We start from the raw sequence: 12,822 nt of genomic DNA, 5'->3' as shown, positions 1-12,822 counted from the left end.
GAAGCTGAGCCTCATAGGAGGCGACCAGATCCGCCGGACAGGCCCTTGCGCGACCAGCCCGGGTCGCGTCCGCTCAGGCCGATCACACGGTCGAGCAGAGGAGCGCTGTCGGGCACGTCGATGGCCGGCCCGAACGCGCCGCCACGGGCGGCCGGATCGTCCTTGGACGGCGCGAGGAAGGCCCGGGAGACCTCCAGGTCGGCGGTGGAGGGGCGGTAGTCCTGCCCGGTGGCCCGGGCCACGTCCCAGCCGTGCACGACCAGTTCGTCCAGGCCCACGCGGCCGGTGACCGCGCCCGGCAGGTCGAGGCCGCCGATCTGCGTATCGCCCTCCCAGGCCGCCGGGTCCCGCCAGGCCTCGGCCATCGCGGCGAGGTGGCGGGGCAGAGCGGCGCGCCAGTCGTCGGGCAGCGCCGGCGGCGCCGCCGCGCTCGGAGCGGTGCCGGTCGAAGGGCCGCGCACCTTGCGGGCGGCGTCCTGGAAGGCCACGCTCAGGCCCAGCACATGGGCGAGCAGGTCCCGCAGGGCGTACTCGGGGCACGGCGTCGGAGCGGACAGCTGATCGTCACCTACGCCGTCGAGCAGGCGGGCCAGCTCGGCGGCCGCGGGGCCGAGATCGGGGTGGGCGCGCCGGGCGTCGGCGTCGGTGCTCGGATCGGTGCTCGGATCGGTGTTCATGAAGGGGAGACCGCGCGCGGGCCGGAAAATCATCGCGGGCCCGCGCGAGAGATCGCAGGGGCCTCACCTCCCGCACCTTCACGGTCACCGGCCCGCCGGGCACCCACCACGGCGTGAAGCCGCGCGTCCCCGGATGGCCTCACGCGAGCCTGCGGCCGCCGAACGCGTTCGAACCGTCCGCCTGGCGCCACCATGCCTCAAGGCCGGTCTGGTCCATGGCGCTCCAGTCGGGGGTCCGCTGGACGAGTCCGAGGCCGAGGCCGCGTCCGAGTTCGACCATGCCGCGCCCGACCGCAGCGCGGCCCGCGTCATAGGCGGCCGCCGCCTCGGGCCAGGTCGTGGCCGAGGACAGCGCGCCGGCCAGGGCGGTGGCGTCCTGGAGGGCCTTCACCGCGCCGCCGCCGGTGTGCGGCCGTGCCACCGTGGCGGCGTCACCGCTCAGCGCGACGCGTCCGGTCGCGTACCGGGGCGCGGTGAAGTCGTACATCGGCTGGATGAACAGTTCGTCCGGCGCGGTCAGACGCACCAACTCGCCCCAGAACGGCGGCATGTGATGGTCCGCCAGGTAGCGGGCGTGAGCGCGCAGCTCCTGCGTCAGGGTGCCGGGCGGCAGACTGGTGGGGGAGTCCAGCCCGAGACCGTGACCGGAGGGCGGCGCCGCGTAGAGCACCCAGTTGACGCGGTGGCCGCCCCGGCCGTCGGGGATGCGGTAGATGACGGCGTGCCCGCCTTCGAAGACCACATAGACGCAGTCCTCCACCGGCCAGCGACTCTCGTCGGGCAGCCGCTCGACGGGGAACGCGCCGCGCCAGGCGAGGTAGCCGGCGTACTGCGGGCGGACCTCGGGGCAGGCGGCCGCGCGGACCACGGAGCGGTAGCCGTCGCAGCCCACCACGAAGTCGAAACGGTCCGACCCTCCGGCCGCAGTCCTCAACTCGACGCCATCGGGGCCGACGTCCACTTGGTCGACGACCGCGCCGGGACGGAAGTCCACCGACTCCGGTACCCGGGCGCGCAGTTCGCGCCAGAGCGGGCCCCAGTTGTAGGTGCGGAAGGGGAAGGGCAGCGTGCCCACCCGGCGGCCCATCGGGGCCGAGCTGTCGCGAACGTACCAGGCACGCCTGGTCAGTTGGAGCCATGGCATCGCAGCCGACACGAATCCGCCGGCCTCCAGTTCGGCGTAACGGTCGTTGTGCATGGCCAGTCCCACGCCCCGGTCGGCCAGCCGGCCCGTGGCCCGCTCGTACACCGTGATCTCCTCGGCGCCGCCCCGGTGCGCGGCCAGCGCCGCCGCGCACCCCGCGATGCTCCCGCCCACGATGGCGACTCGCCCTCCCCGCATCCCCACACCCTCGCAGTCTCGTCCGACAGCGTGCCGCCCGGGCCCGGGCCGCCCCCCGCCGGATTGTCGCAGCATCGGGCCCGCCGGGCCACGGCATGCCGGTGACCCGGGCGGCCCGCGGCACCCGGGTGAGCACCGGATGCGCGGGCGGGTCCGGCGTGGTCCATTGAGCCCATGGACGCCGACCAGGACCCGCCCAAGCAGGCCGGGGCAGCGCCGCCCTCCGGCGCGCCGGACAGCCGGATGCGCTTTCCCAGTGCGCTGACGATTCTCGCGGTCGTCACCCTGGCCGTGTGGCTGCTTGCGTTCGTCATCCCTTCCGGCGCGTACGAGCGCGACGCCGACGGCGCGCCCGTCCAGGGCACCTATCACCGCGTCGGCACCGGCCAGAGCTTCACCGACCGCCTGAACGACCTCTTCCTCTCCCCGGTCAACGGGCTCTACGGCATCCAGGACGCCAAGTCCGGCCGGGTCGGCCCCACCATGGCCGGCGAACTGTACGGCAGCGCCGGGGTGTTCCTCTTCGTCCTCGCCATTGGCGCGTTCATCACGGTGGTCTTCGCCACCGGCGCCCTCGACCGGGGGATCGGCCTGCTCGCCCACCGGCTGCGCGCGCGGGGCGCGCTCCTGATCGCGGGCGTGATGACGGTCTTCTCCGTCCTCGGCACGGTCGAGGGCTTCGCCGAGGAGACGCTTGGCTTCTACGGATTGATCGTGCCGCTGATGCTGGCGCTCGGCTACGACCGTCTGGTCGCGACCGGCACGATCATCGTGGGCGCGGGCATCGGCGTGCTGTGCTCGACGGTCAACCCGTTCGCGACGGGCGTCGCCTCATCGGCCGCCGGGATCTCGCTCGGCGACGGCATCGCGCTGCGCTTCGTGATGTGGCTGGCCCTGACGGCGGTGTCCATCGCGTACGTCATCCGCTACGGCCGCCGCGTCCAGCGGGACCCGGCGAAGTCCCTGACCGGGTTCCTGCCCGGGGACCGGGAGCACGCGCGGACGGATCAGGAGGACGGGGCCGGGCCGCCGGAGCTGACCCGTACCCACCGCCTGGTCCTGGTCCTGCTCACCCTCGTCTTCGCCTTCATGATCTTCTCGGTGGTGCCGTGGTCGAGCGCGCTGACCGGCAGGGCGGACGCCACCCCCTACCCCTGGGAACTGGGCTGGTCCTTCCCGCAGTTGGCGGCCCTTTTCCTGGTGGCGGCGGTCCTGGTGGGCATCGCGGCCCGGCTCGGAGAGGCGCGGCTGAGCTCGACGATCATCCAGGGTGCGGCGGACTTCATCTCCCCGGCCCTGGTCATCGTGCTGGCCAGGGGCGTCACGGTGATCATGAACAACTCGGGGATCACGGACACGGTGCTGCACTCGATCGAGGGTGTCGTGAAGGGCGCGCCGTCCGCCGTGTTCGCCGTGCTGGTCTTCGTGGTGAACCTTCCCCTGGCCTTCCTGATCCCCTCGACCTCGGGCCACGCCACCCTCGCGATGCCGATCCTGGCTCCGCTCGCCGGCTTCGCGGGCGTCTCGCGCGCGGTCGTGGTGACCGCCTGGCAGGCGGCGAGCGGCTGGATGAACCTGTGGGTCCCCACCACCGCCGTCACCATCGGCGGCGTGGCCCTGGCGAAGGTGGGCTACGACAAGTACCTGCGCTTCGTGGCCCCGCTCCTCGCCGTCCTGGCCGTGCTGATCTGCGCGTTCGTGGCGGTGGGCGCGGCGTTCACGTGACGGCGGCCGCCCGGCACGGCCGCGCCCCCGGTGCTGTGCGGTACCGGGGGCGCGGGCCTTGCGACAACTGCCGTGGTCAGCCGACGAGTTGGTCGTACGCCGGCAGGGTCAGGAAGTCGGCGTAGTCGGCGTCGAGGGAGACCTGAAGGAGGAGGTCGTGGGCCTGCTGCCACTTGCCGGCCGCGAAGGCATCCTCGCCGATCTCCGCGCGGATCGCGGCGAGTTCGTCGGCGGCCACCTGGCGGGCGAGGTCGGCCGTGGCCCGGACCGTCTTCCCGTCGTGCTCGAAGACGACACCGGCGTTGATCCACTGCCAGATCTGCGAGCGCGAGATCTCGGCGGTGGCCGCGTCCTCCATCAGGTTGAAGATGGCGACCGCGCCGAGGCCGCGCAGCCACGCCTCGATGTAACGGATGCCGACCTGGACCGCGCTGACCAGGCCCTGGTAGGTGGGCTTCGCGTCCAGGGAGTCGATGGCGATCAGATCGCCGGGGGCCACCGAGACGTCCTCGCGCAGCCGGTCCTTCTGGTTCGGCCGGTCGCCGAGCACCGCGTCGAAGGAGGCCATCGCGATCGGGACCAGATCGGGGTGGGCCACCCACGAGCCGTCGAAACCGTCGCCCGCCTCGCGGTCCTTGTCGGCCTTGACCTTCTCGAAGGCGACCTTGTTCACCTCGGCGTCACGGCGCGAGGGGATGAACGCGGCCATGCCGCCGATCGCGTGGGCGCCGCGCTTGTGGCAGGTGCGGACGAGGAGTTCGGTGTAGGCGCGCATGAAGGGCGCCGTCATCGTCACCGCGTTGCGGTCGGGCAGGACGAACTTCTCGCCGCCGTCCCGGAAGTTCTTCACAATGGAGAACAGGTAGTCCCAGCGGCCCGCGTTCAGCCCCGCCGCATGATCGCGGAGCTCGTACAGGATCTCCTCCATCTCGTACGCCGCGGTGATCGTCTCGATCAGGACGGTGGCGCGGACGGTGCCCTGGGGGACGCCCACATAGTCCTGCGCGAAGACGAAGATGTCGTTCCAGAGGCGGGCCTCCAGGTACGACTCCGTCTTCGGGAGGTAGAAGTACGGGCCCTTGCCGAAGTCGATAAGGCGCTGGGCGTTGTGGAAGAAGTACAGGCCGAAGTCGACCAGGGCGCCGGGCACCGGGCGGCCGTCGAACTGGAGGTGGCGCTCCTCCAGGTGCCAGCCGCGGGGGCGCATGACGACGGTCGCGAGCTGGGCGGCGTCCTTCAGGGCGTACGACTTGCCCGAGGTGGCGTCGGTGAAGTCGATGCGGCGCTCATAGGCGTCGATCAGGTTGAGCTGGCCGAGGACGACGTTCTCCCACGTGGGGGCGGAGGCGTCCTCGAAGTCGGCGAGCCAGACCTTCGCGCCCGAGTTCAGGGCGTTGATGGTCATCTTGCGGTCGGTCGGACCGGTGATCTCCACGCGGCGGTCGTTCAGCGCGGCCGGCGCGGGCGCGACCTTCCAGGACTCGTCCGCGCGGATCGCGGCGGTCTCGGGACGGAAGTCCAGCGTCGAGGTGCGGGCGATCTCGCTCCTGCGGTCCTTGCGGCGGGCGAGGAGCTCGTCACGGCGCCCCGTGAAGTTCCGGTGCAGCTCCGCCACGAAGGCGAGGGCCGCGTCGGTAAGGACCTCTTCCTGCCGGGGCAGGGGCTCGGCATCGACGATGGCCAGCGGAGACGGCGCTGGTGCGGACATGAGCTGTCACTCCTTCGCGGGGATGCCCTGACGGCCGCCGGGTCGCCATGCAATGGCACTCAGTGCCAGGGCTCCGAGATACGACTGTGGGCGCCGCCTGATCTGACGAGCGCTTCTGAACAGTGGATAGTAGTTTCCTCATGGTGGAAGTTCAATGGTTTGTTGATGTCGAGATTCTTCGGGTCGAGGGACCACGGCTCTGGGTGCCACCCCGTTCACTCCGTGTCCCCGGCCCTTCCCTGGCGTCCTCGGATCTGCTGTCCCGTCCTTCCCTGTGTACTCCAGATCTACTGGAGACGGCTCAGATCCGCCTCGGTGTCGATGTCGTAGGGCTCGGCCACGTCCCCGCATTCGACGAGCGTGATCTCGTCCTCGTGGGCCTTCAGGTAGGCGCGGGCGCCCCGGTCGCCCGTCGCGGACGCGGCGATGTCCGCCCAGCGGGCCGCGCCGAACAGGACCGGATGCCCGCGCCTGCCGTCGTAGGAAGCCGCCACGAGGCAGTCGCCCGAACGGTGGGCGGCGCGCACCCGCGCGATCGCCGCCGCGCCGATGCCCGGCTGGTCGACCAGGCTCACCAGCGCGCCCCCGGCCCCGCCGGCCCCGCCCCCCGAGGCGGCCAGCGCTTCCAGGCCCGCGCGCAGCGAGGAGCCCATGCCGTCGGCCCAGCCGGGGTTGTCGACCAGCACGCACCCCCGCAGGTCGGCCCGGGCCCGCACCTCGTCGGCCGCGGCGCCGAGCACCACGTACACCGTGTCGCAGCCGCCCTCGCGCAGCGCCCGGACCGCGTTCTCGACGAGCGGCCGGCCCCGGTGGGTGAGGAGCGCCTTGGGCCGTCCGCCGAGCCGCCTGCCGCCGCCCGCCGCGAGCAGCAGCCCGGTGACCCGCGCCGTCTGTGTGGTTGATCGCGTCATGGCCCCAGATATACCTCCTGCGTTTCCCCAATTCCGTCCCCGTAGTGGCGCACGACACATCGCATGGCGTTAACTGGCCCGCGCATCCCGGCAGTTGACCTTCGCTGTACGGGTTCTGAACACCTGCACAAGGACGTGCGTGGGGGAGGACTTTTGTTGCGAGGCGTGGAGCAGAGGGCCGTGGCCGGCAGCGGCGAGGACCCCAGAGTGAGCGCGTTGCGGGCCGCCGTGTCCCGGCTGCGCCGGCAGCTGGCCGGGCACCCGGTGGAGTTCCCCGACCGGGCCGTGGCCGAGGACGAGCTGGCGGCGCTGGAGGCGATGGCCGTCGGCGGGGTCCCCGAGGTGCCCCGGCTGCGGCGCTCGCTGTTACTGATCGCGGGCTCGATCGGCTCCGTCAGTGCGCTGGCGGGCGCGGTCGCCGAGGTCCGCGAGGCGGTCGAGCTCTTCGGTGGCGCGCCGGGGCGGTACTGACCGGGGGGCGCGTGCGGGTGTCCGAACTCGCCCTCTGTGCCGGGGAGTTCAGGCCACCCAGTGCGGGCGGCCCGGCTCGCCCGTGAACGCCGGCAGGCCCGCGTCGAGCGTCGCGGCCAGCCGGCGCACCCCCTCCTCCAGGACCTCCGGCTCGCGTACGAAGGGGAGCCGGAGGCGGTGCTCGTGGGTGCCGGGGTCCGCGGCGAAACGGGAACCCGGCTCGATGCTGACGCCGTGGGTTCGCGCCGCCCGGGCCAGCGCCCCCGCGACCGGGGCGCCGAGGTCGACCCAGAGGCAGAGCCCGCCGGGCGGCGTCCGCCAGCGCCACCGGGGCAGATGGCGGCCGAGCGCGGCTGCGAGCGCGTCCCGGCGCTCCCGCAGCTGGTGCAGCCTGGTGCGCAGCACCTCGTCCATGCCGGGCAGCAGCGCCTTGGCGAGCAGCTGGTCGACCAGCGAGGGGGCCAGGTCGACATGGACGCGCAGCGCGGCCAGTTCGGTGATGAGCCGCGAGCCCGCCCGTACCCAGCCGATGCGCAGACCGCCCCAATGGGTCTTGCTGAGTGAGCCCACCGTGACGATCTGCTCGGATTCGCCCCGGTGGGCCAGGGACACGAACGGCGCGGGCGCGGGCGCGTCCAGGGCGATCTCGGCCAGGGTCTCGTCGATGAGCAGCCAGGTGCCGGTGCCCCGCGCCGCGCGCAGCAGCCCGGCGCGCCGGTCCGCGCTCATGAGCTCGCCGGTGGGGTTGTGGAAGTCCGGGATGAGGTACGCGAGCCGGGGCGCGGTCCGGCGCAGCGCGCAGTGCAGGAGTTCGCTGTCCCAGCCGTCCTCGCTCACCGGTACGGGAGTGAGGCGCAGACCGGCGTGGCGCACGGCGTCCAGGCCGTTGGGGTACGAGGGGCTTTCCACCAGCGCCCGGTCTCCGGGCCGGCCGATGAGGTTCACCACCAGGGACACCGCGGACTGGGCGCCCGTGGTGATCAGGATCTGGTCGGGCAGGGTGGGCAGGCCGCGCCGGGTGTAGCGCTCGGCGACGGCGGCGCGCAGCTCGGGCAGGCCGAGGGGGTGGTAGCCGGTGGTCGCGGCGTGCCGGGCCAGTTCGGGCCCGGCGAGCTCGAACGCGGCGGCCAGTTCCGCGGCGGGGGCGTCGGGGGCGGCCATGGCGAGGTCGATGACGCCGTCCGGCGCCTGGTAGCGGGCCACATTGGACGGGTTCGCGCCGGTGGGCAGTTCGGTCCAGGTGCCGGCCCCGCGCCGGCTGACGGCGTAGCCGCTCTCGCGCAGCAGATCGTAGGCCGCGGTGATGGTGGCCCGGCTGACCTCCAGGGCGACGGCGAGCTCGCGCTCGGCGGGCAGCCGGGTGCGCAGCGGGATGCGGCCGTCCAGGAGGAGGGTGCGGATGGCTCGGGCGAGGGGGCGGTAGCCGGGGCGGGGGGCGGTCAGGGCGGTGACGTGGGCCGCGAGCTGGCGGCCGCGCAGGGTGCGGGTGTCCTTGAGCGCGGGGGTGGCTGCCATGCGGGTCTCCTGGAATTGGCCTACGTGTGGCCCTCGTTTGCCAGGCCAATCAGCGTACCGGGGTGCCATTGCGCAGTTCCCCGCGCCCCTGAGCCCTGTTCGACCCTGGGTGCGGGCCCGCGTGGGCATCCTCAGCCCTCCGCGCGGCTGAGCATCTGGCGCGGGCCTGCGTGGGCATACCCAGCCTGTCATGGGGGTCCCCCCTGGCCCTTAAGGCCTTGGGGGAGTTTGAGGACGAGCGCGTTCAGCGCGAACGGGGTCTGGGGCGGAGCCCCAGGGACCCTGGCCGCGGGTCGTGGTCGCTTCTCGCGCAGTTCCCCGCGCCCCTGGCGGGGTTGGCGCGGGCCAGCACGGGCATCCCCAGCCCCCCTCCGCGCGGCTGAGTATCTGGTGCGGGCCTGCAAGGGCACACCCAGCCCGTCCGGCGATTGAGGACGAGGCCGTTCAGGCCGAATGGGGTCTGGGGCGGAGCCCCAGGGAGTCCGGCTGCGGGCCGTGGGTGGCTGGGCGCGCAGTTCCCCGCGCCCCTGGCGGGGTTCGTGCCGGCCCGCATGCGTGACCTCAGGCCCCCGCGACCCGCCCTGGTGGGGTTGGTGCCGGCCCGCATGGGCATAGTCAGCCCGTCCGGCGTTTGAGGACGAGCGCGTTCAGCGCGAACGGGGCTTGGGGCGGAGCCCCAGGACCTTGAGTGCTGGCCCGCATGGGCAGCCTCAGCCCCCCGCGCACCCTGCGCACCCGGTGTTGGCCCGCGTTGGCGGCCTCAGCCTGGGGGGCGGATCAGGCGGCGTGTCGTGGCCGCCGCAACCGCTGCCGTGCGGGAGTCCACCCCCAACTTGGCGTAGATGTGGACCAGATGGGACTTGACCGTCGCCTGGCTCAGAAACAGCTGCTTGCTGATCCGCTGATTGGACAGCCCGTCCCCCACAAGACGCAGAACCTCCAGCTCCCGCCGCGTCAGCGCCCGCTCAGGCATCCGCATCCGGTCCATGAGCCGGTGCGCCACGGCCGGGGCGAGCGCCGACTGCCCCGAGGCGGCCGTGCGTACCGCCGCCGCCAGTTCCTCGGGAGGCGCGTCCTTGAGCAGATAGCCCGCCGCCCCCGCCTCCACCGCCGCGAGAATGTCCGCGTCCGTGTCGTACGTGGTGAGGACCAGGACACGCGGTGCGCCGGGCCGCGCCGTGATCCGCGCGGTGGCCTCGGCGCCGTGCGTCCCGGCCCCGAACTGGAGGTCCATCAGGACGACGTCGTACGCCCCCGTCGCGGCCAGCTCCACCGCGCGCTCGGCGCTCGCCGCCTCCCCGGCCACGGCGAAGTCGGGCTCGGTGTCCAGGACCGCGCGCAGCCCGGCCCGCACGATGGGGTGGTCGTCGGCGAGCAGCAGCCGGATGGGGGCGCTCACCGGGCACCCGCCACGGGCAGCGGCAGCGTGATCGCGACGGCGGTGCCCTGGCCGGGCGCCGACTCCACACTCAGCGTGCCGCCGAGCGACTGGGCGCGCGAGCGCATCGCGGGAAGACCGAAGCCGCCGCTGCCCCGGGGCCGCCCGGCCGCCGGGTCGAAGCCGCGGCCGTCGTCGACCACGTCGAGGGCGACGGAGGTGTCCATGAAGCTCAGCGTGATCTCGGCCCGGTCCGCGCCCGCGTGCCGCACCGTGTTGGCGAGCGCCGACTGCGCGACGCGCAGCAGGGCCACTTCGTACGGCGTCGGAAGCTCGACGGGCGTACCGCTCACGCCGAACCGCACCGCCACGTCTCCCGCCCCCGCGCACAGCCGCTCCAGGGCGCAGGGGAGCGAGCCGCGTTCCAGGTCGGGCGGGGTGAGGGCCTTCACGAAGCGGCGGGCCTCGGCCAGGTTGTCCTGCGCCGCGCGGCGCGCCTGCTCGACGTGGTCGCGGGCCGGGGCGCCGGCCGGCAGCGCGCGTTCGGCGGCGCGCAGCAGCAGCTGGATGGAGGACAGGCCCTGGGCGAGGGTGTCGTGGATCTCCCGGGCCAGGCGCTCGCGCTCGGCCAGGGTGCCCGCGGTGCGCTCGGCCTGCGCGAGCTCGGCCCGCGTCGCCACCAGCTCGTCGATCAGTTCACGGCGCCGCTCGCTCTCCCGGTACAGCGCGTCATAGCCGAACACGGTCGCCACCGCGACCGCCGCACCCAGCAGCGGCCCTATGAAGGCGCCCGGCGTGACCCCCTGTCCGTGCAGTACGAAACTGGCGATGGCAGCGCCCGCCGTGACGAGCACGGCCGGCAGCGCCCAGCGCGGCGCCAGCAGGTGCAGCAGCAGGAAGTAGAGCGGGAAGGCGACCCACAGCGCGTCGGCGGTGACGACGAGCAGCGCGAGCCAGACCGCGCCGAGGGCTCCGAGCCACCACGCCGCGCCAGAACCGCGCGGGCGCACCGACGGCAGCGCGACACCCACCGCGTACACCGCCGCCATGAGGACGGCCACCGCCCCCACCGCCGCCGCGTGCGGTGCGCCGTCGCTCACCGAGCGCGCCACCGCGAGCGCGAGGAGCCCGCCGAGCAGCGCGTGCAGACACAGGCGCAGCAGGGCGGCGACGGGGGTGTGGGGGCGTACGGAAGCGGAATGCATAGCCCGTCCAGCGTACGGGCCGGGCCCGCGCTCCCGGTCAACCGAAAGTTTGATGTGCCGCTCCGCCTTTCGACGCCGACGGGCCTGCCGGAGCGCGATGTGGCGGCGGTCCTGGGACGCCAGGGTTGATTCCATGTTCGTCGCATGGAGAGACCTCCGGTTCGCCAAGGGCCGGTTCGCGTTGATGGGTGCGGTCGTGGTGCTCATCACCCTGCTGGTGGGGCTGCTGTCCGGGCTGACCGCGGGCCTGGCACGGGACAACACATCGGCCGTCGGCGCGCTGCCCGCCGACCGGCTCGCCTTCGCCGCGCCGCCGTCGGGACAGTCGGCGTCCTTCACCAACTCCGTTGTACCGAGCGCCACTTGGCGCGCCTGGCGGCAGGCGCCCGGAGTGCGCGATGCCCAGCCGCTTGCCATCTCCACGCTGAACGCGAAGGCGGGCGAGCGCACCGCGGCCGTCTCCTCCTTCGCCGTACCGCCGAGCTCGCCTCTCGCGCCCTTCGAGGTGCGCACCGGATCGGTGGTCCTGTCCCGGGGCGCGGCCGACGACCTGGCCGCGAAGGCGGGCGACCGGCTGACGCTCGGCGGCCGGACGCTGAGCGTGGCGGCGGTCGCGGGTGAGGACTCCTACAGCCACACCCCGGTCGTGTGGACCGCCCTCGCGCCCGACGCCCCCGCGACCGTCGTCGCGCTCACCCTTGAAGACGGCGCGGACCTCGCCGCCACCGACAAGGCGCTCGGCACCACGACCCTGACGCTGGCGGGGGCGCTCTCGGCGCTCCCCTCCTACCAGGCGGAGAACGGCTCGCTCCAGCTGATGCGCGGTTTTCTCTTCGTCATCTCCGCGCTGGTCGTCGGCGCGTTCTTCACCATCTGGACGATCCAGCGCAGCGGCGACATCGCCGTCCTGAAGGCGCTCGGCGCCTCGACGCCCTACCTCCTCAAGGACGCGCTGGGCCAGGCGGTCGTGATGCTGACGGCCGGCACGCTCATCGGCGCCGGTCTCGCCGCGCTGGCCGGGTCGCTCGTCGGCGCCTCCGTGCCCTTCGTCCTCGACCCCGCCACCACGCTCGGCCCGGCGGCCGTCCTGATCGTCCTCGGCGTGCTCGGCGCCGCCCTGTCCATCCGGCGCATCACCGCCGTCGACCCGCTGACCGCGCTCGGGAGTGCCCGATGAACCCGCCCACGAATCCGCCCCTCCTGCTGGACGGCGTCACCCTGACCTACCCGGACGGCGAGGGCCGCCTCACCGCGCTCGACGCCGTGAGCCTTTCCGTCGCCGCCGGTACGGTGACGGCGTGCGCGGGCCCCTCGGGCTCCGGCAAGTCCAGCCTGCTCGCCGTCGCGGCGACCCTGGTCGCACCGGAGGCCGGACGGGTGGTGGTGGCCGGGACCGACACCGGCGCGCTCAGCCCCGCCGAGAAGGCCGCGCTGCGCCGCGACCGCGTCGGCATCGTCTTCCAGCAGCCCAACCTGCTGCCCGCGCTCACCGCCCTCGAACAGCTCCAGGTGATGGCCCACCTCGCGGGCCGAGGGCCCCGCCGGACCCGCGAGCGCGCCCTGGAGGCGCTGGCCGCCGTGGGGCTCGACGGGCAGGCCCACCGCCGCCCCCATCAGCTCTCCGGCGGCCAGCGTCAGCGGATCAACATCGCCCGGGCCCTCATGAACGACCCCGCCGTCCTCCTGGTCGACGAGCCCACCAGCGCGCTCGACCACGAGCGGGGCGCCGCGGTCCTCGACCTCCTGCTCACCCTCACCCGCGAGCGTGGCACGGCCACCGTCCTCGTCACCCACGACCGCGCCCATCTGGACCGGATGGACGCCGTGGTGACCATGGTGGACGGACGCCTGAGCGCACCCCGGGCGCACGCGCGCTGAGCGCCACCGGCG

Annotated in this window: 11 protein-coding genes; 4 read left to right on the top strand and 7 right to left on the bottom strand. The window is 73.7% G+C overall.

The annotated features are described in order from the left end of the window. Window positions 1–11 precede the first annotated feature (11 nt). A complete protein-coding gene (locus ACFYM2_RS07250) occupies window positions 12–677 on the bottom strand; it encodes a TIGR03086 family metal-binding protein (protein WP_388834073.1) in 666 nt (221 codons plus the stop codon). A gap of 139 nt (window positions 678–816) precedes the next feature. Then, window positions 817–2,019 (bottom strand): FAD-dependent monooxygenase, encoded by a 1,203-nt coding sequence (locus tag ACFYM2_RS07245; RefSeq protein ID WP_388834070.1) that lies wholly within the window; start codon window positions 2,017–2,019, stop codon window positions 817–819. Window positions 2,020–2,262: 243 nt separating this feature from the next. On the opposite strand from ACFYM2_RS07245, the gene ACFYM2_RS07240 reads away from it, so the two are divergent. After that, entirely contained in the window at window positions 2,263–3,744 is a 1,482-nt protein-coding gene (locus ACFYM2_RS07240) for a YfcC family protein (protein ID WP_388834256.1), read from the top strand. Window positions 3,745–3,820: 76 nt separating this feature from the next. Here ACFYM2_RS07240 and aceB read toward each other — a convergent pair whose 3' ends face one another. Both aceB and ACFYM2_RS07230 read right to left on the bottom strand, forming a co-directional pair. Then, window positions 3,821–5,452, bottom strand: coding sequence for a malate synthase A (gene aceB / locus ACFYM2_RS07235; RefSeq protein ID WP_359001735.1), 1,632 nt, complete (start codon window positions 5,450–5,452; stop codon window positions 3,821–3,823). A 287-nt stretch (window positions 5,453–5,739) separates the two neighbouring features. Continuing rightward, entirely contained in the window at window positions 5,740–6,363 is a 624-nt protein-coding gene (locus ACFYM2_RS07230; protein WP_388462245.1) for an NTP transferase domain-containing protein, read from the bottom strand. A 153-nt stretch (window positions 6,364–6,516) separates the two neighbouring features. Between ACFYM2_RS07230 and ACFYM2_RS07225 the strand changes: the two genes are divergently transcribed. Then, a complete protein-coding gene (locus tag ACFYM2_RS07225) occupies window positions 6,517–6,834 on the top strand; it encodes a DUF5955 family protein (protein WP_359001741.1) in 318 nt (105 codons plus the stop codon). 48 nt (window positions 6,835–6,882) lie between these two features. Here ACFYM2_RS07225 and ACFYM2_RS07220 read toward each other — a convergent pair whose 3' ends face one another. The 3 genes from ACFYM2_RS07220 to ACFYM2_RS07210 form a co-directional block, all read right to left on the bottom strand. Then, complete coding sequence (locus ACFYM2_RS07220) at window positions 6,883–8,349, bottom strand: PLP-dependent aminotransferase family protein (RefSeq protein WP_388462242.1); 1,467 nt, start codon at window positions 8,347–8,349, stop codon at window positions 6,883–6,885. 760 nt (window positions 8,350–9,109) lie between these two features. After that, on the bottom strand, window positions 9,110–9,748 hold the full coding sequence (locus ACFYM2_RS07215; protein ID WP_350233397.1) for a response regulator transcription factor: 639 nt from the start codon (window positions 9,746–9,748) through the stop codon (window positions 9,110–9,112). Beyond that, on the bottom strand, window positions 9,745–10,932 hold the full coding sequence (locus ACFYM2_RS07210; protein WP_388834065.1) for a sensor histidine kinase: 1,188 nt from the start codon (window positions 10,930–10,932) through the stop codon (window positions 9,745–9,747). Before ACFYM2_RS07210 ends, ACFYM2_RS07215 begins: the two co-directional genes overlap by 4 nt. 133 nt (window positions 10,933–11,065) lie before the next feature. Here ACFYM2_RS07210 and ACFYM2_RS07205 point away from each other — a divergent pair, with 133 nt between their 5' ends. Then, complete coding sequence (locus ACFYM2_RS07205; RefSeq protein ID WP_388834062.1) at window positions 11,066–12,109, top strand: ABC transporter permease; 1,044 nt, start codon at window positions 11,066–11,068, stop codon at window positions 12,107–12,109. Further along, window positions 12,106–12,810 (top strand): ABC transporter ATP-binding protein, encoded by a 705-nt coding sequence (locus ACFYM2_RS07200; protein WP_359001756.1) that lies wholly within the window; start codon window positions 12,106–12,108, stop codon window positions 12,808–12,810. Before ACFYM2_RS07205 ends, ACFYM2_RS07200 begins: the two co-directional genes overlap by 4 nt. Window positions 12,811–12,822 lie beyond the last annotated feature (12 nt).

Source organism: Streptomyces sp. NPDC006711, assembly GCF_042869775.1.
Classification (GTDB): domain Bacteria; phylum Actinomycetota; class Actinomycetes; order Streptomycetales; family Streptomycetaceae; genus Streptomyces.
The sequence above is the reverse complement of the archived record's forward strand: the minus strand, read 5'-3'. Positions and strand labels throughout refer to the sequence as shown.

What these genes read in the sequence shown, in the direction of transcription:
- ACFYM2_RS07250 (WP_388834073.1), bottom strand. Translation starts at nt 677, where the DNA reads ATGAACACCGATCCGAGCACCGATCCGAGCACCGACGCCGACGCCCGG.
- ACFYM2_RS07245 (WP_388834070.1), bottom strand. Translation starts at nt 2,019, where the DNA reads ATGCGGGGAGGGCGAGTCGCCATCGTGGGCGGGAGCATCGCGGGGTGC.
- ACFYM2_RS07240 (WP_388834256.1), top strand. Translation starts at nt 2,263, where the DNA reads ATGCGCTTTCCCAGTGCGCTGACGATTCTCGCGGTCGTCACCCTGGCC.
- aceB (WP_359001735.1), bottom strand. Translation starts at nt 5,452, where the DNA reads ATGTCCGCACCAGCGCCGTCTCCGCTGGCCATCGTCGATGCCGAGCCC.
- ACFYM2_RS07230 (WP_388462245.1), bottom strand. Translation starts at nt 6,363, where the DNA reads ATGACGCGATCAACCACACAGACGGCGCGGGTCACCGGGCTGCTGCTC.
- ACFYM2_RS07220 (WP_388462242.1), bottom strand. Translation starts at nt 8,349, where the DNA reads ATGGCAGCCACCCCCGCGCTCAAGGACACCCGCACCCTGCGCGGCCGC.
- ACFYM2_RS07210 (WP_388834065.1), bottom strand. Translation starts at nt 10,932, where the DNA reads ATGCATTCCGCTTCCGTACGCCCCCACACCCCCGTCGCCGCCCTGCTG.
- ACFYM2_RS07205 (WP_388834062.1), top strand. Translation starts at nt 11,066, where the DNA reads ATGTTCGTCGCATGGAGAGACCTCCGGTTCGCCAAGGGCCGGTTCGCG.
- ACFYM2_RS07200 (WP_359001756.1), top strand. Translation starts at nt 12,106, where the DNA reads ATGAACCCGCCCACGAATCCGCCCCTCCTGCTGGACGGCGTCACCCTG.